Source organism: Allobosea sp. UNC402CLCol, from assembly GCF_000745475.1.
Classification (GTDB): Bacteria; Pseudomonadota; Alphaproteobacteria; order Rhizobiales; family Beijerinckiaceae; genus Allobosea; species Allobosea spartocytisi.
On the sequence record NZ_KN050692.1, the window covers coordinates 748,685 to 770,308 of the forward strand.

The 21,624-nt window shown below is 63.8% G+C and carries 18 protein-coding genes; 10 read left to right on the plus strand and 8 right to left on the minus strand.

Annotation, left to right across the window (positions count from 1 at the left end; genetic code table 11):
- The first annotated feature begins 119 nt into the window (after positions 1–119).
- From GY40_RS26200 to GY40_RS26240, 9 genes are all read left to right on the plus strand, one after another.
- Entirely contained in the window at positions 120–1,019 is a 900-nt protein-coding gene (locus tag GY40_RS26200; protein ID WP_038368597.1) for a GntR family transcriptional regulator, read from the plus strand.
- 148 nt (positions 1,020–1,167) lie between these two features.
- On the plus strand, positions 1,168–2,271 hold the full coding sequence (locus tag GY40_RS26205) for an ABC transporter substrate-binding protein (protein ID WP_248311281.1): 1,104 nt from the start codon (positions 1,168–1,170) through the stop codon (positions 2,269–2,271).
- A gap of 26 nt (positions 2,272–2,297) precedes the next feature.
- Positions 2,298–3,983, plus strand: coding sequence for an ABC transporter permease subunit (locus GY40_RS26210; RefSeq protein WP_038368598.1), 1,686 nt, complete (start codon positions 2,298–2,300; stop codon positions 3,981–3,983).
- A complete protein-coding gene (locus tag GY40_RS26215) occupies positions 3,976–5,043 on the plus strand; it encodes an ABC transporter ATP-binding protein (RefSeq protein WP_038368600.1) in 1,068 nt (355 codons plus the stop codon). Before GY40_RS26210 ends, GY40_RS26215 begins: the two co-directional genes overlap by 8 nt.
- Before the next feature lie 10 nt (positions 5,044–5,053).
- Positions 5,054–5,716: an aspartate/glutamate racemase family protein gene (locus GY40_RS26220; protein WP_038368602.1), complete on the plus strand. Its 663-nt coding sequence runs from the start codon at positions 5,054–5,056 to the stop codon at positions 5,714–5,716.
- A 43-nt stretch (positions 5,717–5,759) separates the two neighbouring features.
- Positions 5,760–6,749, plus strand: coding sequence for a Bug family tripartite tricarboxylate transporter substrate binding protein (locus GY40_RS26225; protein ID WP_038368603.1), 990 nt, complete (start codon positions 5,760–5,762; stop codon positions 6,747–6,749).
- Positions 6,750–6,754: 5 nt separating this feature from the next.
- Positions 6,755–9,382 carry an aconitate hydratase AcnA gene (acnA, locus tag GY40_RS26230; protein ID WP_081925666.1) on the plus strand — a complete coding sequence of 876 codons (2,628 nt, stop codon included), beginning with the start codon at positions 6,755–6,757 and terminating at the stop codon, positions 9,380–9,382.
- A complete protein-coding gene (locus tag GY40_RS26235) occupies positions 9,379–10,251 on the plus strand; it encodes an amidohydrolase family protein (RefSeq protein ID WP_051988541.1) in 873 nt (290 codons plus the stop codon). Before acnA ends, GY40_RS26235 begins: the two co-directional genes overlap by 4 nt.
- A complete protein-coding gene (locus GY40_RS26240) occupies positions 10,248–11,039 on the plus strand; it encodes an MBL fold metallo-hydrolase (RefSeq protein ID WP_051988542.1) in 792 nt (263 codons plus the stop codon). Before GY40_RS26235 ends, GY40_RS26240 begins: the two co-directional genes overlap by 4 nt.
- Before the next feature lie 272 nt (positions 11,040–11,311).
- On the opposite strand, the gene GY40_RS26245 is transcribed toward GY40_RS26240, so the two are convergent.
- From GY40_RS26245 to GY40_RS26275, 7 genes are all read right to left on the minus strand, one after another.
- Positions 11,312–12,100: an anti-sigma factor family protein gene (locus GY40_RS26245; RefSeq protein WP_248311282.1), complete on the minus strand. Its 789-nt coding sequence runs from the start codon at positions 12,098–12,100 to the stop codon at positions 11,312–11,314.
- Positions 12,101–12,108: 8 nt separating this feature from the next.
- On the minus strand, positions 12,109–12,669 hold the full coding sequence (locus GY40_RS26250) for a sigma-70 family RNA polymerase sigma factor (protein ID WP_248311283.1): 561 nt from the start codon (positions 12,667–12,669) through the stop codon (positions 12,109–12,111).
- Positions 12,670–12,677: 8 nt separating this feature from the next.
- Positions 12,678–13,022 (minus strand): cupredoxin domain-containing protein, encoded by a 345-nt coding sequence (locus GY40_RS26255; RefSeq protein WP_038368609.1) that lies wholly within the window; start codon positions 13,020–13,022, stop codon positions 12,678–12,680.
- A 29-nt stretch (positions 13,023–13,051) separates the two neighbouring features.
- Positions 13,052–13,999, minus strand: a complete 948-nt coding sequence (locus tag GY40_RS26260; RefSeq protein WP_038368611.1) for a metallophosphoesterase family protein — start codon at positions 13,997–13,999, stop codon at positions 13,052–13,054.
- Positions 14,000–14,459: 460 nt separating this feature from the next.
- Entirely contained in the window at positions 14,460–16,007 is a 1,548-nt protein-coding gene (locus tag GY40_RS26265) for a SpoVR family protein (protein ID WP_038368613.1), read from the minus strand.
- Positions 16,004–17,278, minus strand: coding sequence for a YeaH/YhbH family protein (locus tag GY40_RS26270; RefSeq protein ID WP_038368615.1), 1,275 nt, complete (start codon positions 17,276–17,278; stop codon positions 16,004–16,006). The genes GY40_RS26265 and GY40_RS26270 overlap by 4 nt, the downstream gene beginning before the upstream one ends.
- 19 nt (positions 17,279–17,297) lie before the next feature.
- Positions 17,298–19,241 carry a PrkA family serine protein kinase gene (locus tag GY40_RS26275; RefSeq protein ID WP_038368617.1) on the minus strand — a complete coding sequence of 648 codons (1,944 nt, stop codon included), beginning with the start codon at positions 19,239–19,241 and terminating at the stop codon, positions 17,298–17,300.
- A gap of 646 nt (positions 19,242–19,887) precedes the next feature.
- Here GY40_RS26275 and GY40_RS26280 point away from each other — a divergent pair.
- Positions 19,888–20,883, plus strand: a complete 996-nt coding sequence (locus GY40_RS26280; RefSeq protein WP_038368620.1) for an ABC transporter substrate-binding protein — start codon at positions 19,888–19,890, stop codon at positions 20,881–20,883.
- A 32-nt stretch (positions 20,884–20,915) separates the two neighbouring features.
- Here the strand turns inward: GY40_RS26280 and GY40_RS26285 are convergent, their stop codons facing one another.
- Positions 20,916–21,551: a LysE/ArgO family amino acid transporter gene (locus GY40_RS26285; RefSeq protein ID WP_038368622.1), complete on the minus strand. Its 636-nt coding sequence runs from the start codon at positions 21,549–21,551 to the stop codon at positions 20,916–20,918.
- Between the last annotated feature and the right edge of the window lie 73 nt (positions 21,552–21,624).

Below are 21,624 nucleotides of genomic sequence, written 5' to 3' on the forward strand. Positions count from 1 at the left end.
CTCAGGCCTTTGAATTGGCTATTGCATCGTATAAAACCAAACATCGGTCAAGGTGGCTTTAGCCAATTGGGATCGCTATTAGACTCACACATCCAGCATCACGGTCACACGCCCCGCGCATGGCAAGCAGCCCCCTCGCTCTTCGTATCGCCAACGACATCGTCGCCCAGATCGGCATGGGCGAGCTCGAACCCGGCTCACATCTGGCGACCGAGGCGCTGGCTGCACGCTTCGAAGTCTCGCGCTCCCCTGTTCGGGAAGCGCTATCGATTCTGTCCAGCAAAGGGCTGATCGAAAGCCGCCGGAATCGTGGTTTCTTCGTTCTTCCGCCCCCCTCTGGAAACGGCGCGAACGCGATCGAGCCACTGGTTCCGGCTGTCGATGAGCCCTATTACCTTTTCGCAGAGGATTGGCTGCACGACAGGATCAGCGCAGACCAGACAGAGCAGGCAATCCGGGATCGGTACGGCCTTTCGCGTGCCCAGGCCCAGGAACTTCTGCTGAGAGCTGCGAGAGAAGGATGGGCCGAGCCCAAGCCAGGCTACGGCTGGAAGCTGCGTCAGGTCGCCAAGACAGCCGAAGCCTTTGAAGCGATCTACCGGTTTCGTGCCGTCATCGAACCCGCTGCGCTACTGGAGCCGACCTTCTGCTTCGACAAGCGCTCAGCCGCGGCGCTCCGGAAGACCCAGGAGCGACTTGCATCCGGCAAGCTCGAAGGCATGGCCCCGGCAGCGATGACCGCGGCAGGGGCCGAGTTTCACGAGGCGATCATCCGGATGTCGAACAATCCGATGTTCTTCCAGGCCTTGGAACGGGCAAACCAGTTGCGCCGCCTGGCGGAGTATCGCCTGAAAGTCGATCCTAAGCGCATCTCGCTGCAAAGCCTCGAGCACCTTCAGATCCTCGACCTCCTTGCCAGGGGCGACAATCTTGAAGCCGCGCATCTGATGCGGCGACACCTGAGCGGGGCCCTGGCATCCAAGTCGCCGGTCATTCACCCGCGGCACGAGTCGATTTAGAGCCTACCCCGCCTTCCTCCCGCCCCCATACGCCCCGGTTTCCGGGGTCAGACGAACTATACACAAAGTCAGTTGGTTTTATATATTGCTAAAACCAATCTTGCTGCTAAGTTGCCCGGATAACAACAACCATTCGGGAGGCTTCAGTATGATCAATCGTCGCCAATTCGTTCTCGGCTCCGCGGCTGGCGTTAGCGCATTGAGCTTCGGGTTTCCCGCCGGGGCGCAAACGATCCCCGCCGGCTATCCGGCCGATTACAAGGACATCGTCGAGAAGGCGCGCGCCGAGGGCGCGGTGTCGATCTACACGTCGACGGATGATGTGCAGGGGCGCCCGCTGGTCGAGGCCTTCAAGTCCGCCTTCCCCGGCATCCGCGTCGACTACAACGACATCGGCACCAACGGCGCCTACAACCGCGTCATCTCCGAAGCCGCCGCCAAGCAGGTCGGCTCTGACGTCGTCTGGACGTCGGCGATGGATCTCCAGATGGTGCTCGTGCAGCGTGGTCTGGCCGAAGCCTACAAGTCTCCGGAGACCAAGAATCTCCCGAACTGGGCGAACTTCAACGACACGCTCTACGGCACGACGGCCGAGCCGGTCGGGATCCTCTATAACAAGGCGCAGACGGCATCGCTGAAATTGCCGAAGACGCGCGTCGAGTTGCTCGCCTTCATGAAGGACAACAAGGACGCGCTGAAGGGCAAGCTCGCGACCTTCGATCCCGAGAAGAGCGGGACCGGGTTCCTGTTCTTCAACAACGACGCGAAGACGCGGTCCGACACGTTCGATCTCGTCCGGGCCTTCGGCGCCGCCGACGGCAAGATCTACGGTAGCTCGGGCGCGATGCGCGAGAAGATCGTCTCCGGCGAGCACGTCTTCGCCTTCAACATCATCGCCTCCTACGCGATCGAATGGGCGGCCAAGAATCCGGCGCTCGGCTACATCCTGACCTCGGACTACACGGCAGCCTTCTCGCGCGTGGCGAATATCTCGAAGGGCGCTCCCCATCCCAACGCGGCCCGCGTCTTCCTTGACTTCCTTCTCTCGCCCGCCGGGCAGTCCGCGCTGGCGGCCAACGGGGCTCCGTCGATTCGTACCGACGTCACAAACGGCATCAACCTCGCCAAACTCAACGAGATGGCGAACGGCAATCTGAAGCCAATCCCGATCACGACCGCCTTGCTGGAAGCCACGGAGCCGAAGAACCGCGCTGAGTTCTTCCGCCGCTGGAAAGAGGCGCTGCGCGGCTGAGCCGCGCAGTTCCCGGAGCCGCCATCATGTCTCTCGCAGTTCAAGCACCTCGCTACAGGGCCACCGTCATCCTGGCCCTGTTCGCGATGGTCGCGGCTCCGGCCGTCCTGATCATCTACCAGAGCTTCCTGAATGCGCCGTTCTTCGACGAAGCCGCCCGGCCGAGTCTCGAAGCCTACGAGTTCATCCTCACCGATCCCGAGTTCTACCGGGCGCTCTGGACGACCACGCTCTACGCCTTTGGCATGGTGCTCGTCGCCGTGCCGCTGGGCGGAATCCTGGCCTTCCTGATCACGCGGACGGATCTGAAGGGGCGCGGCTGGCTCGAGCCTCTCGTGCTCGTGCCGATGTTTCTGTCCTCAATCGTGCTCGCCTTCGGCTACACGGTCGCGATCGGACCGTCCGGCTTCGTCACGATCGCGTTCAAGAGCATCTTTGGATCGGCGCCGTGGAGCATCTACACGCTGCCGGGCATCATCCTGATCGGCGGCCTCAGCCACGTCCCGACCGTCTATCTCTATGTCGCCTCAGCTATGCGGCGGCTCCCCAGCGATCTCGAGGAAGCCGCACGCACGGCGGGCGCTAGCGTCTGGCGCGTCTCGCTCGATGTCACCCTGCCGATGGTTCTGCCGGCGCTGGTCTTCAGCGCGGCGCTGAACCTGCTGCTGGGCTTCGAGACCTTCGGTATCCCACTCGTCCTCGGCGATCCCAACGGCATTCTCGTGCTCACGACCTATATCTACAAGGTCAACACGATCTTCGGTGCGCCGACCTACCAGGTGATGGCAGCGGTCACCGTCTTCCTGATCCTTATCACGCTGCCGCTCGTCTTCATCCAGCGCCGGCTGCTGCGTCATGCGCGTCGTTTCGCGGCCGTCGGTGGCAAGGGTGCGCGCACCAACCTGCTGAAACTCGGTCGCGCCGGACAGATCATCGCACTCTCGATCATCGGTATCTGGCTGATCGTCTCGGTCTTCCTCCCCGTCGGCGGTGTGATCCTGCGTGCCTTCGTCGAGAATTGGGGTGAAGGCATCCGCATCACCGAGCAACTGACGCTCGATAACTTCAGGCGCATCTTCGAGCTGCCGAGCCTCTCGCGCGGCATCATCAACACGATCCTGCTCGCAGCGTTCGGCGGGGCCGTTGCCGTCGGCTTCTATCTGATGGTGGGCCTTGCAGGTCACCGCAATCACGGTAAGACCGGCACGCTGCTGGATTATTCCGTCCTGATCCCGCGCGCCTTGCCGGGACTGATCGTCGGCCTCGCCTTCTTCTGGCTGTTCCTTTTCGTGCCGTTCCTCGTGCCGCTGCGCACGACGCTGTTCAGCCTGCTGATCGCCTACATCATCGTCGGCTTGTCCTACGGGCTGCGCATCATCCAGGCGACACTCTTGCAGGTCGCTCCCGAACTCGAGGAGTCGGCGCGTACCGCCGGCGCCACCACCTTCAGGACCTGGCGCGACGTGGTGATCCCGCTGGTCAGGCCCGGTCTCGCCGGGGCCTGGGCGATGATCATGATCGTCTTCCTCCGGGAGTACGCCACCGGCGTCTACCTGATGAGCTCCGGGACCGAGGTCATCGGCTCTCTGATGGTCTCCCTTCTGACCTCCGGCGCGATGGACCAGATCGCCGCGCTCTCCTTCATCTCGATTCTGCTGACCGCGGTCGGGCTCACGCTCGCCCTGCGCCTCGGAGCCAAGATCCATGACTGATCTCGTTGTCGACAACGTCCAAAAATGGCTGGGCGGCCTTCAAATCCTCTCCGGCGCCAGCTTCACCGCACAGAAGGGCCGCATCGTCGCGCTGCTCGGCGCCTCCGGTAGCGGCAAGACTACGCTGCTGCGTTGCATCGCCGGCCTTGAACAGCCGGAAATCGGGCGGATCGCGATCGGCGGCACACCCGTTCTGGACGACAAGGCGGGCGTCGCCCTGCCCCCGGAGCAACGGAAGATCGGGCTGGTGTTCCAATCCTATGCCCTATGGCCGCACCGATCCGTATTCGACAACGTCGCCTATGGACTGAAGCTCCGCAATCTGCCTCAGAGCGAGATCAAGACGAAGGTTGAGGCCATCCTCGACAAACTCGGGCTTGCCCATCTTGCCGCGCGCTATCCAGACCAGCTCTCCGGCGGACAGCAGCAGCGTGTCGCGATCTGCCGGGCTCTCGTCTACGAACCCAAGGTCCTGCTGCTCGACGAGCCGCTCTCCAATCTCGATGCCAAACTGCGCGAGGAAGCGCGGTTCTGGATCCGCAAGCTGATCCTAGAGCTGGAAATCTGCGCGATCATGGTGACGCATGATCAGGCTGAGGCTCTTGCCATTGCCGACCAAGTGCTACTCCTGAAGGGTGGGAGCATCGTGCAGTCTGGCAGCCCGCGCGAAATCTATGGCAAGCCGGAGACGTTCTACGCCGCCGATTTCATGGGTGCGAATAACGTCCTCGCAGGCAAGCTTGTCCGCGACGCCGGCGAGCCCGATGCGATCGACTGTGCCGGGCTGTCCCTTGCAGGCATCTGGAAAGACAGGGAGCCCCCGGTCGATCCTGCCTCGGTTAAAGCCGTCATCAGGATGGAGGCGATCTCGGTCACGGCGGATGCCGTTCCGGACAGTGCTCCGTTCGATGTCGAGGGCTGCATCTATCTCGGCGAGAAATGGGAGTACCGCCTGAAGCGCGGCGACCTGCGCCTGCGTGCCCAGGGCCATGACGAACTCCCCGGTCCGGTCGCCCACTGCCGGATTCCGGCCTCGGCAACCTGGCTGTTCAACCCGTGAAGTTGGTTCGATGACCAAGCGCACCCGTATCGCCCTGATCCACGCCACCCCGGTGGCGGTCGATCCTATCGCGCAGTCGTTCCGAGACCTCTGGCCGGAAGCAGAGCCGCTCGGCGTCCTCGACGACGGGCTGGCCATCGATCGCGCCGCGGCAGGAGCACTGACCGACGAACTATCCGACCGCATCGGCGCGCTCGCCGCCTATGGCGCTTCGACCGGTGCAAGGGCGATCCTCTTCACCTGCTCGGCCTTCGGCGCGGCGATTGAGGCTGCGGCACGGGTACTACCGATCCCGGTACTCAAACCGAATGAGGCGATGTTCGAGGAGGCACTCGGCATCGGCGACGACATCGGCATGGTCGCGACCTTCGGACCCGCGGTCGCCGGGATGGAGGAGGAGTTCGTCGAGGAGGCTAAGCGGATCAGGCCGACCGCCCGGATCAGGACGCACCTAGCCCCCGGAGCGATCGAGGCTCTGCGCGGCGGTGACGCGGAAACGCACAACCGCCGGGTCGCCGAAGGAGTGACCGAGCTCGGCGAATGTCACGCCATCCTGCTCGCGCACTTCTCGACCTCAAGGGCACTGTCGGCGTGCAAGGCCGCGACCTCCCGTCCCGTCCTGTCATCGCCAGATGCCGCTGTCCGGAAGCTCCGGCGCCTGCTGGAGAACTGAACAACGAAGCTCGCGAAGTCGAGCCATAACCAGGGAGGCCCAGATGACAAAGACGGTGGTCGGAGCCAAGGCAATCCTTGCGGGTATCCTGTTATGCGCAGGACTCGCACCTACCCGTGCACAGACCTTCCCGGAGCGGCCGATCACGATGATCGTCCCGTTCGCGGCTGGTGGCGCTGCCGATGCAACTGGTCGGATCCTCGCGGAGGGCATGGGCAAGGCGCTCGGCAAGGCCGTCATCATCGAGAATGCCGGCGGCGCGGGCGGAGCAACCGGCACGGCTCGCGTCAAGAATGCCCAGCCTGACGGATATACCATTGGATTGGGGCACACGGGCACACTCGCCGCGGCGGTAACCGTGATGCCAAAACTGCCACATAACCCGCGGTCGGATTTCGCATACCTCGGCATCGTTGCGGCGACCCCGAACATCATCTTCGTTCGCAAGGACTTCCCTGCGAACGAACTGAAAGAATTCATCGCTGTCGCCAAGCAGAAGAAGGATCTGTTGACCTTTGGCCATTCCGGAAACGGAGCAGCCTCTCACATGACGTGCCTTCAGTTTTTTGGCTTGATCCAGGCACCTCCAACCTATGTGCCTTATCGTGGTTTCGGCCAGACGATCAACGACATCATTGCAGGCAAGATCGACGGGTCTTGCGATCTGGTCGCTTCGGTTGCCGGGCAGGTACAGTCGGGGCTGGCGAAAGCCTTCGTGGTGGCCGCGAAGGATCGCTCACCGACACTACCTGAAGTTCCGACGGCTGCGGAAGCAGGCCTCCCTGAATTCGTGTCGGAGACCTGGACCGGGCTCTTCGCACCGAAGAATACGCCCAAGCCGATCCTGGATATCCTCGAGAAGGCCATCGCAACCGCGCTTAACGAGCCCGAGGTAGCGAAGCGGCTAGCCACCATCGGTGCGCGCGTACCGAGTATGGACGAGCGCGGGGGTGGAACCATGCAGAAGCTCGTGAACGCCGAGATCGAGCGCTGGGCCGATATCCTCAACAAGGCGGGCTTCAAGCCCGAATAGGCGACGTGGACGACAAAGAACACCAACGCTGGACGCCGTTCGAGGTCGGAGGTGAAACCATCCTCCGCCTCGATATCGCGTCGTTGATCGGACCGGATTACCGCAGGCTGCCGCATGTGCTGCGCATTCTGTTCGAAAACGCGATACGAACCGCGGCCGTGGCAGAAACTCGGCACCTGCCGCAGGTCTTCCGGGATTGGCTCGCCGATGGCACGAGCCTCGCCGAGATTCCGTTCCTTCCGAACCGCATCATGATGCATGATACGACCTGCGGCCCCGCACTCGTCGACATCGCCGCGATGCGTGACGTCCTGAGCGAACACGGCCGCGACCCCGACCTGCTGATGCCCCGGATTCCGGTCGACGTCTCGACCGATCATTCCTCGGGCGTGGACTTCTTCGGCCGCGCCGACGCCTTCCGGAGAAATCTGGAGAAGGAGTTCGGGCGCAACGCGGAACGCTATCGGCTCATGAAATGGGCATCGGCAGCCATGCCGGGAATCCGCGTCCATCCGCCAGGCTCCGGCATCATGCACACGATCAATCTGGAGCGCCTTTCGCGCGTGGTCGTCCGTGAGATACGCGACGGCCGGCACTACGCGTTTCCCGACGCGCTGATCGGAACCGACAGCCACACCCCAACCGTCAATGGCCTCGGTGTCCTTGGCTGGGGCGTCGGCGGCCTCGAAGCCGAGGGCGCGCTTTTCGGCGTCCCAGTAGTGCTGCGCATCCCGGACGTGATCGGCGTGCGGCTGATCGGACGGCTGCGTAACGGCGCGATGGCCACGGACCTGGCGTTGGAGGCGACACGTGCCCTGCGCGAGATCGGCGTGACCGGCGACTTCGTCGAGTTTCACGGTCCCGGCGTCGCCACGCTCTCGGTCGGCGAACGCGCCGCCATCGCCAACATGGCGCCGGAATACGGTGCCTCGACGGGATACTTCCCGATCGACGCGGCCTCGCTGGCCTATCTCGCCAAGATCGGCCGCTCGGCGGCCGAGTGTCGGCTGGTAGAAACCTACGCCAAGGCAGCGGGGCTCTGGTTCGATCCGGACGACGTGATCCGCTTCACCCGAAGCATCACGATCGACCTCGACGCCATCGGGCCGAGCGTTGCCGGGCCTCGCCGTCCTCAGGACCGCCTACCAGCGGGCGGGACACGTGGCTGCTTCATCCCACCCTTGGCCACCGGCGCCGATCCGGTGCCGGACGGCGCGGTCGTCATCGCCGCCATTACGAGCTGCACCAACACCTCCGATGCCAGCATGCTGGCGGCCGCGGGCATCCTCGCCCGCAAGGCCCGGGCACTGGGGCTTCGACCCAAGGCCTACGTTAAGACATCGCTGGCGCCGGGGTCGCCGACGGCCGAGCGCTTCCTGCGCCGAGCCGGGTTGATGTCGGACCTCGAGGCACTCGGCTTCGGCATCGTGGGCTATGGCTGCACAACCTGCATCGGCAATTCCGGCGCCCTGCCGGATATGGTGCGGGCCGAACTCGGGCGCCCCGGCTTCCGCCCGGTCGCCGTTCTGTCCGGCAACCGCAACTTCCCGGGACGCGTCCATCCGGACCTCGAATATGGCTTCCTTGCTTCGCCCCCGCTCGTGATCGCCTTCGCGCTCGCCGGGACAGTGAACATCGAGATCACGCACGATCCGATCGGTGTTGCGGCCGATGGCGTACCCGTAATGCTTCACGACATCTGGCCAACAGGTGCGGAGATCGACGCTGCTGTAGCAGGCGGCTGGGACATCGGCGATTTCGACTCCGCCTATCGCGAGGCAGCGACACGCCCTCTTTGGGTCGATCTCGATGCGCCCAAGGGTCCGCGCTTCCCCTGGGATCAGGCGTCCACCTATTTGCGTAGGCCCCCGTTCGTGCGTCCGACGGGACTGCCACCGTCCGAGGGGCCAGCCCGCGCCCTGCTCGTACTCGGCGATGACGTCACGACCGACCACATCTCGCCCGCCAACCAGATCCGGCCGGGCAGTGCCGCGGGCCGCTACATCATCGAACGCGGCGGCGATCCGGCCGATCTCAACGTCTACGCCTCGCGGCGCGGCAATTTCGAGGTGATGGTACGCGGCGCCTTCACCAACCGCCTCGCGATCAATTGGCTCGTCCCGGACGCACCCGCCGGTATGACGCGACACGAGCCATCGGGCGATGTCGTACCGTTGACCGAAGCTGCCGAGCGCTACCGCCGAGAGGGCGCGCCGCTGCTTCTCTTCGCCGGGGACCGCTACGGAATGGGTTCGTCGCGTGACTGGGCAGCGAAGGCTGTGGCCCTGCTGGGCGTGCGAGCGGTCATCGCGTCGAGCATCGAGCGCATACACCGCACGAATCTGATTGGAATGGGCGTGCTGCCCCTCCTGCTGCCACAGGGTGTTTCTCCGAGCTCGCTCGAAATTGCGTCGACGGACGTTTTCGAGATCGACCTGTCTCCGGACGGGTTGACCCCACGCTGCGACGTGCCGTTCGCCATCGTGAGGGTAGACAGCCGCAAGGAGCGCTTCGTTTTGCGAGCCGGGATCGAGACCTCCCTCGAGGTCGCCCTCCTCAAGTCCGGCGGATTGATCCCGCACGTTCTGTCGGGACTGCTGGACGAGCCAGAGCTGGCGAAGGGAGCGGCATGAACATGGTGATGACCCTGCCCGAGGGTGCCTGCGATTGCCATGTCCACGTCTTCGGTCCGCCGGAGCGCTATCCCTTCGCTCCGGATCGGGTCTACACCCCCGGCGCGGCGAACGAGGAGATGCTGCTGAGTCTGCATCGCCGCCTCGGCATGGATCGGGTGGTGCTGGTCCAGCCCAGCCCCTACGGCTTCGACAACGCCCGCATGCTGGCTGCCCTCAACCGCCTGGGCGAGCGCGCCCGCGCCGTGGCGGTCTTGTCCCCCGACGCCCCGGAACGGGAACTGACTGCGATGAAGGCGACAGGCGTCTCCGGCCTGCGCCTCAACGTCGACACCGGGGGGATCGTCGATCCGGACGCCATCTGGGCAGCGCTCGCCACCGAATCCGAACGCTGCGCGCGCGTGGGCTGGCATACGCAGATCCTGACCCGCCTGTCCGTGATCGACACGCTTGAGGCCCGCATGGTCACCCTGCCCGCGCCCCTCGTCGTCGATCATTTCGGGCGCCCGGATATCGACGGCCCCATCGATCAGCCCGGCTTCCCGGCCCTGTTGCGCCTGCTCGGCACCGGCAAGGTCTGGGTCAAGCTGTCCTCGATCGGACGCCTGTGCGGGCCGCGACCGCAGGGTCAGATCGCCCCCTTTATCCGGGCGCTGGTCGGCACCCGGCCCGACCGCCTGGTCTGGGGTTCGGACTGGCCGCATACCGGCGGAGGCCGCGGCAACCGGTCGATCGATAAAATTGAGCCGTTCTCAGAGGTCGACGACCAGGCCTCGCTGGCAGCCCTGTCGAACGCGATCGGCGATCGCGCTACGCTCCACCGCATCCTCGTCGACAATCCCGCGCGACTTTACGGATTCCAGCTATGACCAGGCCATTCGACACGCCGCCCGAGCTCGCCAGCGCCAATCTCGACCTCGTCATCTGCGGTTTCCCCGGCAAGTCCGCCTGCCATGGCGGCCTCGGCTGGAGCACCGTGGCTCTCCTCAGGCATGGCGAACGGATTGCGCTGGTCGACGCCGGCAATTTCGGGATGCGCAAGCTGATCCTCGAACAGCTCGGCCAGCGCGGGCTGAAACCCGCCCAGGTCACCGACCTGCTGCTGACGCATTCGCACTACGACCACTCGGTGAACTGGACGCTGTTCCGGGATGCTCGGATCGTGGTCGGCGCCGTCGAGCTGGCCTGGGCTCTCGACGAACCCTGGGGCGAGACCCCTGTTCCGGAGCTCTACGTGCGCGCGCTCAACGATTGGCCGACCTGCGAGAAGGTCGCCGACGGCGCCGAGGTGTTCCCAGGCATGACCGCGCATCTAGCGCCAGGTCATACGCCCGGTTGCCTGGTTTTCCATTGGCGGACGCCGACGCGCGACATCATCTTCACCGGGGATGCCGCCAAGAACCGGGCTGAGCTCGTCTCGGGCGACACCGACATGACGTACAACGCCGCGATCAGTCGCGCCTCGATCGAGATGATCAAGGAGCGCTGGCGAGCCCGTCCCGGCACCGTCGTCATTCCCGGGCATGACCTGCCGATGGTTCTCGTCGACGGAAAGCCGCAATACCTCGGCAAGCGCAAGGCCGCGATCCGGGCCTGGTTCGGCGACAACATGACGACGCTGACCGAGCTGGATCTGGCGGCCACCGGAACTGGTTGAAGTCGAACCACTTCGGCAGCAGCATTACTATACGCGCAGAGCTGCCAAAGCCGGTTGCATCGGTTTCTCCAATCACCTCCATCGACCGCTCCCTTCGATGGATAAGCCTTGTCCTCTTGCGTCACCGGCGCAACTCGAACGGCATGACCAACGTTCTGAGCCAGGCCACTAGCTGGGACTGAGAGTCGCAGCGCGACATAATTTGGGGGAAGATTCAGTAATCGCCGCGACGATTTCCGCCCGCCTCTGGCAACGATCCTCAGGATCGGAAGTCAGCCCGCCGCGGCAGCTTCCCGGAAGCGGTTGACGAAATCTTCAAGAGTGGCGCGATCCGTGTCCGAGATCGCCCAGTAAGTGAATGCCCCGTCGGCCCAGCGGATCAGGGAAAAGCCGCCGGCGGCCCGCTCGGCCCCAGCCGGTATGGAGGCGGTTCTGCCGTCCTGTGGTGCGGCCACGAGGGTGATCAGATGCTCACGATGCTTGTAGACGAGAGCCGGAACCGGCTTGTCCGCGATCACCTCGACACGGCCGCCCAGGAGCGAAAAGCCATCCTTTGCGAGGTCGGGCGCTGCGGGCGACAGGCCGATGCGGGCGTCGAGCCAAGGCTTGACCGTATGTCGGTCCGACGAGGCGACATCCACCGGGCTTGCGGCCAGCAGGCTGCGGCGATGGCTGCTGGCGACGGCGGCAGCGAAGCTGTCCGGCGCGTTGCGTGTCATCGCCCATTGGGTCAGCCCGCTCGTCAGAACAGCGGTGACGAGGATCGAGGCCGCCATGGCGCGCCAGCCAAGCCAAGCGGAGTGGGCAGATGCTGGCCGTGCCGCCGCCTGGGGGGCAACGCCCAGCGCAGCGATGCGGGCCTGGAACGCATCGCTAACGTCGGGGCGAGGCAGGTTGCGAACGGCAGTTTGCAGGGCGGCAATGCGAGCGTGCTCGGCCGCGAGCGCCGGATCTTCCACCAGTCGTCGCTCCAGAGCCAAGGTCGTGGCGGCATCGAGCTCGCCATCGACCAGGGCATGAAGCAGCAACTGAAGGTCCGCAGGATCCGACGGCAATTCCATATTTTTTCTCATCGGCTCCCCCCGAGCTGCGCCGCAAGCAGTGCGCGCGCCCGCGACAGCCGCGACATCACGGTGCCCAGCGGCACATGGAGCATCGTCGCGATCTCCCGGTAGCCGAGGCCGTTGACGTCCCGCAGCACGAGAACCTCGCGAAACGGGTGCGGCAGCAGCGTGATCGCAGTTTCAAGCGCGGCCGCGTCCGCCTTGGCGATCAAGGCCGCCTCCGGCGTGCCGGCATCCGTGTCGGCGTCGGCGGCCAATGCGTCGAGATCGGCGAGGTCGCCGACGGCGACGATGCGGCGCGGGTGATTTCGCGCGAGCCAGGCATAGGAGGCATTGCGCACGATCGTCAGCAGCCAGGCGCGCGCATTGCCGCCCGCATAGGTCGCCAGTCCCTTATAGGCCTTCAGGCAAGCCTCCTGAACCACGTCCTCAGCGTCATCGGCATTGCCGGTCAACCAGCGGGCAAGCGCCAGCGCATCGGAGAGATGGGGAAGAACCACCTCGCTGAAGCGTTCCGCCGAGGTCTTGCCGGTCAACACCGCGACATCATCCGCTTCTCCGGGCACAACGCATCTCACGGAGTGACGGTGATGGTACCTTGCATATGCGGATGAAGCGCGCAGAAATACGGAAAATCACCCGGTTTCGTGAAGGTAAAGACGTAGGAATCCCCGGTGTCGAGCGCCTTGGACCGGAAGGAGCCGTCATTCGCCACGACGACATGGGGAATGTCGTCGTCGTTCTGGAAGGTCACAGTCGCTCCGGCCTTCACCGTGAGCACCTTGGGGGCAAAGGTGAAGTTGTCGATCTTGACGCGCGCGGCATCCGCGGCCCGCAAAGGGGCCTGCGCCATAGCGACGATGCCGAGACAGACAAGGGCGCAGGCAAGCGGTCGTGGGCTGACGTTTATGCGGATCATGGGAGGCATCCTTCTATGCACCGCGCGGTTCAGGGGCCTGCGAGGGTGCTGTCGATGATCGCAAGCTCCTCCTTGCCTCGCTTCACCGCGACCTGGGTGATGCCGAGAAGAGAGCGCAACTGGCCGGCCGGCACGGTCATCGGTCCCGGTGATGGCGCGGTGCCGGGTGCGGGCTGCGGGAAAGCCGTCGAAAGGGCCGTGTGGAAAGTGACGTTGCCCTCCACCTTCTGCATGATCTGGTGAATGTGGCCGTTGAGCACGGTGACCGAGCCGAAGCGCTTGAGCAGAGCCAATGCCTGCGCCGCATCGTCGGTGCCCCAGCCCCATTCCGGGTAGATCGCCCAGAGCGGGATATGGGCGAAGACGACGATCGGCGTCGAGGCGCCGACGGCTTTGAGGTCGTCGGCCAGCCAAGCGAGCTGGTCTGCCCCGAGATTGCCGAGGCCCCCGGCCTTGAGATTGACGACATTGACCAGGCCGATGAAATGCACGCCGTTCTGGTCGAAGGAATACCAGCCGGCGCCCTTGGTACCCGCGCCGTAGCGGTCGAGATAGGCGCGCCCGTTGTTCTCGTCGATGATATCGTGCTCTCCGGGCACATAGTGCACGTCGTACCCGGCGCCGCCGATGATCTGCCCGGCTGTGTCGAACTGCGCAGCCGTGGACAGATGGGTGATGTCGCCGGTGTGGATCATGAAGGAGGGCTTTTCGGGCAAGGCTCGCACCTTGCCGACGGCTTCCTTCAACGTGTCGATGGCGTGCGGGTTAGCTGCCTTGTCGAAACCGATATGGCTGTCCGAGATCTGCAGGAACGTGAACCCCGTCGCCGCCTCGGCTGCGCTGGCCTCGCCAAGCAGGCCGAGCGACACGGGCACGCCGCCCGAAACCGTCCAGAGGACGCCGGTACCCGCCCAGATCATGCACTCGAGGGCGTGCCGGCGGCCGATATGCTCGTCATCGTTACCGTGCTGGGTCATGTCGATCTCCTGCGTCGCCGCCAGTGGCAGATGCTGAGGAGATCGGCAGAGCGGCGGGTTTATTCCCGTCCGTGCCGCATCACATGTTCACAGGGGCGTGATGAGGTCAGCTTGCTCTCGGTCGTGTCGTTGTGGCGTTGCGGAAGTCCGTTCCTGGGCGCTGCGCCGGTTTCCGCTTTTGAAAACAATGAACTTGGCGCTGGGCTGAATGATTGAACCTCAGAGCCGGAGCTGCCTCTCGAAGAAATTCTTCTGGCGTTTGCGCGCTGCCGCGGGTTGGCCCCGGCCGCCTGCGTCTGCCCGGTTTTAGCCCTTGGCTGACATCTAGAATGTCCGTTATCAGGTGGTCCATCCGATCCATGGTTGCGACTGCGTGAGCGTTGCCTTGCGATTGGGCTACGGTCCGCGCGAGCATCGACATTAGACTTCTGGTCTCTCAAGAATCCGGCATGCGAATTCGTCAAGCTGCACGGACCATCGCGCGCGGGCTGGCCACATGCTCTTTGAGCACCGTTTCCAAGGAATCGACCTCCTGAAGCCGCACATCGTAGCTCCACAGATCCGCGATAGACTGTAGCACCTGCGCAGCGGCCTTATCCTGGAGCAGGCAGCCGTTCACGACGCTGTGGCGCAGGAGCAGGCGCCGATCGCCGGCGAGGTCGACATCGACGATCTCAATATTGGGATCGGTCCAGCTGACATCGTATTCGCGGGCGAGCTGGCGCCGAATGCGGCGATAGCCGCGCTCGTCATGGATCGCCGAGATCACCACGCCCTCGGTTTGAGCCGGGTCGTCGCAGAGGCTGAACACCCGCATCTGCCGCATTAAATGCGGGCTGAGGAACTGGCTGATGAAGCTCTCGTCGCGGTAGTTTGCCCAGACGTCGCGCAGGACGGCCATCGCGTCGCCGCTCCCGGCAATCTCCGGAAACCACTCGCGATCCTCCTGCTCGGGCGCGGTGACGATCCTCTCGATGTCCTGCATCATCGCGAAGCCGAGCGCGTAGGGGTTGAAGCCCGGGAATCTCGGATCGTCATAGGCCGGCTGGAACACGACGTTGGAATGCGACCTGAGGAACTCGAGGAAGTTCCCGTCGCTGATTGCCCCGAGCTCATGGAGCCGCGTCATGATGCGGTAGTGGACATAGGTCGCGGTGCCCTCGTTCATCACCTTGGTTTGGCGCTGAGGGTGAAAATACTGCGCGATTTGGCGAACGATCCGCAGGATTTCGCGCTGCCAAGCATGCAGCCGCGGAGCCGATTTTTCTAGGAAGTACAGAAGGTTATCCTGCGGCAGGCCGAGCGCGGTGCGCCGTCGCTCGAGACTGATATTGGAGATGCTCTTGCTCGGGCCCGCCGGCACGGTACGCCAGAGGTCGTTGAAGATCTGCTCCTCATGGGCGCGGCGGTCCCGCTCGCGCTGTTCCTCTTGGCGCAGGTCGAGCTTGCTCTTGCCGGGATGGCGGTGGACGCCGTGGGACATCAGGGCATGGGCCGCGTCCAGCGTCCGCTCGACGGCGACCTGACCGTAGCGCTCCTCGCAACGCGCGATATAGCCTTTGGCGAAGTCGAGATAGTCGAGAATGCCCTCGGCGTCGGTCCAGGTCTTGAACAGGTAGTTGTTCTTGAAGAAGTGGTTATGGCCGAAGGCGGCATGCGCGATGACGAGCGTCTGCATCGTCGCCGTGTTCTCCTCCATCAGGTAGGAGACGCAGGGCGAACTGTTGATAACGATCTCGTAGGCGAGATCCCTCAGTCCCTTGCGGTACAACGCCTCGTGATGGGCGAAATGTTTGCCGAACGACCAGTGCTTGTAGAACAGCGGCATGCCGGTCGACGAATAGGCGTCGAGCATCTGCTCGGCCGTAATCACCTCGATCTGGTTGGGGTAGACGTCGAGGCCGAGCTCGCCGAGCGCGATCTGCTCGCAGGCGTCGTGGATGCGCTGCAGCGTGGCGAAGTTCCAGTCCGCCCCGTCGAAGAGCCGCTCCATCGGGGCAACGCTCATGACGCGACCCTTTCGCGTCCCTGGCCGCGTTGAAAGAGCTCGCGAAAGACCGGGAAGATCTCGCCGCGATGGCCGACCCTGCGGATCGAGAGCGGCGCGCCCTCCGTGCGCAGCTTGTCGTAGAGCTTCCACAAGGCAGATTGGGACGAAGACCCGCGATCGGCGTCGCCGACCTCCAGATAGGCGAAATACTGGCTGACCGGCAGGATCGCCTCCGTCAGCAAGCGCTCGGTGGCCGCCTCGTCTGAATAGGAATTGTCGCCGTCCGAGGCCTGGGCGGCGTAGATGTTCCAGTCCTCCGGCGAATAGCGCTTCGCGATGACCGAGCGCATCGCCTCGAGCGCGCTCGATACCAGCGTCCCGCCCGTCGCGGGGCTGTGGAAGAAGGTCTCCTCATCCACCTCCTCGGCCCGGTCCGTGTGACGGATGAAGACGAGCTCGACATGGCGGTAACGCCGCGACAAGAAGATATAGAGCAGCATGTAGAACCGCTTGGCGAGGTCCTTCATGTGCTCCGTCATGGAGCTGGACACATCCATCAGGCAAAACATCACGGCCTGCGCGACCGGCTTCGGCTCGTTCTCGTAGCGGCGGTAGCGGACATCGACGGGGTCGATATAGGGAATGCGCCGCACCTTGGCTTCGAGCGCCTTGACCTTGTCTTCGAGCACCAGGCGCAACCCGTCCTCTTCACAGGCGGCGATCTCCGCCTCCAGCCGCGCGATCGCCTCGGGGTTCGGGCGGCGAAGCGCCATCCGGCGCATCATCGCAAGCCGCGTCGTGCGGTTGACCGCGATATTGGCCGGCGAGCCCGAGACCGAGTAGCCGGCGCGAACGGGGCTTTCATGCTCGGTCTCGGTGAGCCGCCGCTTGGCCAGGTCGGGCAGCTCCAGGTCGTCGAGGAAGACGTTGAGGAACTCCTCTCGGGTCAGGACGAAGCGGAACGCATCCTCGCCGTCGCCCTCGCCGGCTTTCTCCGGTGTGCCCCCGCCGCCGCCGCCCGAGCGCGGCAGCACATCGCCTTCGATGAAGGTCTTGTTGCCGGGCAGCACACGGTCATGCGTGCCCCCGCTCCCCCGACGAAGGCTTGGCTCCTCCATCCCGTCCAGCGGGATGCTGACTTCTCCGCCGTCCAGCACGTCCCGGATATTGCGGCTCTGCAGCGACTGCTTCACCGCCTGTTGTACGACGCCCTTGGCCCGGCGCAGAAAACGCTGACGATTCTCGAGAGCCTTGCCGCGTGGGTTCAGGCGTCGGTCGACAATGTTCATGATGGCTCCCGCGCCTGGCTCAGCCAGCCTGCTTCACGCGCATGTACCATTCGATCAAACGCCGGACCTGGCGTTCGGTATAACCACGCTCCACCATGCGCGAGACGAACTCGCCATGTTTCTTCTCGCTCTCGCCGTCCTTCTTCGAGCCGAAGGAGATGACCGGCAGCAGGTCCTCGACCTGTGAGAACATCCGCTTCTCGATGACTTCGCGGATCTTCTCATAGCCGGTCCAGGATGGATTCTTGCCGCCATTGCTCGCCCGCGAGCGCAGGCAGAACTTGACGATCTCGTTGCGGAAATCCTTCGGATTGGCGATTCCCGCCGGCTTCTCGATCTTGGTCAGCTCCTGGTTGAGGAGTTCGCGGTCGAGCAACTGGCCGGTGTCGGAATCCTTGAAGTCGACATCCTCGATCCAGGCGTCGGCATAGTCGACATAGCGGTCGAACAGGTTCTGCCCGTAATCCGCATAGGATTCGAGATAGGCTTTCTGAACCTCGTGCCCGATGAACTCCGCATAGCGCGGAGCAAGCTCGGCCTTGATGAATTCGAGATAGCGCTTCTCGGTCTCGTCGGGCAGCTGCTCGCGGCGGATGGCCTGTTCCAGCACATACATCAGATGCACCGGGTCGGCGCCGAGCTCGATCGTGTCGTGGTTGAAGGTTGCCGCCAGGACCTTGAAGGCAAAGCGCGTCGAGATGCCGTCCATGCCTTCGTCCATGCCGGCGGCGTCACGATATTCCTGGACGCTGCGGGCTTTCGGGTCGGTCTCCCGCAGGCTCTCGCCATCATAGGCGCGCATCTTGGCGAACAAGGTCGAGTTCTCGTGGTTGCGCAGCCGCGAGAGAACCGAGAACCGCGCGAGCATCGAGAGAGTTCCTGGCGCGCAAGGCGCTTTGCTGAGCGCCGAGCCCTCGATCAGCTTCTCATAGATCTTCTGCTCTTCGGTCGGCCGCAGGCAGTAGGGCACCTTGATGACGCAGATCCGGTCGATGAAGGCCTCGTTGTTCTTGTTGCTCTTGAAGCTCTGCCACTCCGCCTCGTTGGAGTGGGCAAGGATGACGCCGGAGAAGGGAATGGCGCCGATGTTCTCGGTGCCGATGTAGTTGCCCTCCTGCGTCGCCGTCAGCAGGGGATGCAGCATCTTGATCGGCGCCTTGAACATCTCGACGAATTCGAGAACGCCCTGGTTGGCGCGGTTGAGGCCGCCCGAATAGCTGTAGGCGTCGGGGTCGTTCTGGGAGAAGTTCTCGAGCTTGCGGATGTCGACCTTGCCGACGAGCGACGAGATGTCCTGGTTGTTCTCGTCGCCGGGCTCGGTCTTGGCGATGGCGATCTGGCGCAGGCGCGAGGGCTGCAGCTTGACGACCTGGAAGCGGGAAATATCGCCGCCGAACGTCTCGAGCCGCTTCAGGCACCAGGGGCTCATCAGGCCCGTCAATCGCCGCTGCGGAATGCCGTAGCGCTGTTCGAGGATGGGTCCCATCGTCCCGGGATCGAAGAGGTTCAGGGGACTTTCGAAGACCGGGCTGATCTCGTCGCCGGCCTTCAGGACGTAGATGGGGTGGACCTCCATCAAGGACTTGAGCCGTTCGGCGAGGGACGACTTGCCGCCGCCGACCGGGCCGAGCAGATAGAGGATCTGCTTGCGCTCCTCCAGGCCCTGCGCGGCGTGACGGAAGAAGGAGACGATACGCTCGATCGTCTCTTCCATGCCGTAGAAGCCGGCAAAGGCCGGATAGGTCCGGATGGTTCGGTTCAAAAAAATACGGCCAAGGCGAGGATCCTTGGCCGTGTCGATCATCTGAGGCTCGCCAATGGCCGCCAGCAGGCGTTCCGCTGCGTTAGCGTATAGCATCGGATCGCCTCTGCAGGCTTCCAAGTAGTCGGCGATCGGCATGTCCGTTTCGCGGCGCGCCTCGTAGGAGCGAGCGAAGGCGTTGAACAAAGAGTCGTTGTACATGAGCCCTCTGCATATGGTTATGCCGTGGCTCGACGCAGGCATCAGAGAATCGGCTACGCCCATCGTCGAAACACGGCGCACGTCAACTGCGAATCAGCATCTGCTATTGATCGACAGGATGCGCTCAAGCGCGGCTCTCGCAATGTGCAAAAGTGGGCACTCACCGTTTTGTGCGGCGCATCTGCGAACAAATTGTGCTGAACGTCCAAGTGGCGTGGGTGCCTTCGCAGCGCAGCCAAGGCGCCAGCCGTGTGTATTCGTGCGGTGTCCGTCAATGGGATGGAACGCACCGAACGCCTTCAATTTGTGCTGGCCGTAATGTCGGCCGGGCTGTAGCCCTCCATTCAGATGGTCGAATGGTTACGACATTTTTCGTGACCTCACGCTGCCGGAGGTGGGCGCCTAAGCTTACGACATGGCCGTTCGGCGTTTGTCGTGACAGGAGCGGTGACCATCCGCTCGCACGCGGAAGGCGCGGTGAGCGCCTATACTTATCGGTCCACACACGCTTGAGCGACGTGTTCAGCAGTCGGGACGTAGCGCATCCCGTCCTTGCCATCGGTGTGGTTGCGGGGAGATCTCTCGATCGGGTGCAATAAATGCTATTCTCAGCAAGCTTTCCGCAAAGCCAGCAGTGAGATGCCGAATGACGGACATCGGACGTCGTCAATTCGTTCGCGATGGTCTCGTTTTCGCGGCAACCGCCGGGGTGTCGGCAGCGCCTTCCGTGGCGCGGGATACTGGGAGTACGACGCGGATCGCCTGGCTCGCCGGAAACGCGGGCCCGCTGCCGACGCCGGCTTATCTCGAGGCCTTGCGGACAGGGCTGGGCAGCTGGAACTGGGTGGAGGGGCGGAACCTCACGATCGATGCCCGATGGGGAGAGCCTGCCAGCGCCGAGCGTTTGGCGTCCGAGCTGCTCGCGCTGCGGCCGAACGTCCTTGTGGCTCAAGGTGCGATGGTCCTCGGTGCCCGCAATCTCAAAACCCAGATTCCGATCGTGTTCGGCTTCAGCGGCGACCCTGTCGAGGCAAAGCTCGTGACGAGCTTTTCGCGCCCTGGCGGAAATCTGACGGGCATCGCGATGCAAAGCCTCGACCTGATCGGCAAGAGGCTCGAATTGTTGAAGGAGATCATGCCGTCCCTCGCGCGCGTCGCGATACTGGCCAACCCGGCCCATCCCGGCGAACAGCTGGAACTACAGGCATCGCGCCGGGCGGCGGAGAAGCTGGGCATCACGGTCAGCTACTTCGCGGTATCATCCGCCAGGGACTTCGCGACGGCCTGGCCCGCCCTGCTCCAGGCCCACGCCGAGGCCATCGTGGCGTTTCCCGACGCGCTCATCATGAGCCAGGCTCGTGCCATCGCCATCTTCGCCAAGCAGAACGGGATTCCCGCCGTCTCCGGATGGTCCGAATTCGCCGACGAAGGCAACCTGCTCACCTATGGTCCGAACCTGCGTGCCACCTGGGAGCAAGCCGCCGGCTTCGTTGATCGCATCCTGCGCGGGGCCCGTCCGGCGGAGCTGCCGGTAGAACAGCCTTCCAGTTTTGAGCTCGTGGTCAATCAGCGTACCGCGACCGAGCTTGGTCTGACGTTGCCGGCCGCCATATCGATGCGCACCGACCGGATGATCAGGTGACGCCTGTGGAGATGCACCCGATCGACCGTCGGCTAAACAGCATTGAGAATATTGATCGAAAGCAGTCCAGCTGCTGAGATCAAGACGAAGCCAGCGACTTTATCCATGTTCTTGCGGCAAGTCGGGTGGTTGAAGTGGCGAGATAGACCCATCCCAGCCAAACTCCAGCCATAAAATTTGATCGCTGAAGCAGAGAGGAATCCAACCGCGAACCCTGTTTGCGCCCCGCTGGCATAACTGGACGAGAAAACGCCGACGAGAAACATCGCCTCAAGCCAGGCCAATGGGTTCAGCCAAGTGACGGCAAGCATCAATCCAATGGCGCGCAACCGAGAGCCGCAGACTTCCGTGGCCGCCTCGGCCTTGGATGCCCGATTGGCGTTGAGCAGTACGCGCACGCCCCACCATGCCAGAAATCCGGCGCAGCCCGCCTGCAGCGTTCCGGAAATTGTCGGATGCTGCACCAGCAACGTGCCAAGGCCGCCAATTCCCATAGCTACCAATGCGATCTCGGAAACGTAGCCGGTTGAGGCGACGGCCAGCGGATGGCTGCGCATCATGCCCGCCCTGATGAGCATGAGGTTCTGAGGGCCAAGCGAAAAGATCAGCCCAAGTCCGAACACGAAGCCGGACGCGGTCGCCGGAGAGAACAGGAGATCAGCGCTCATCGTTCAAACTCCATAGGGGCCAGCGAATACGCGCTATCGGGAACAGGAGCAGGTACGCGCGTGGAAGATATGA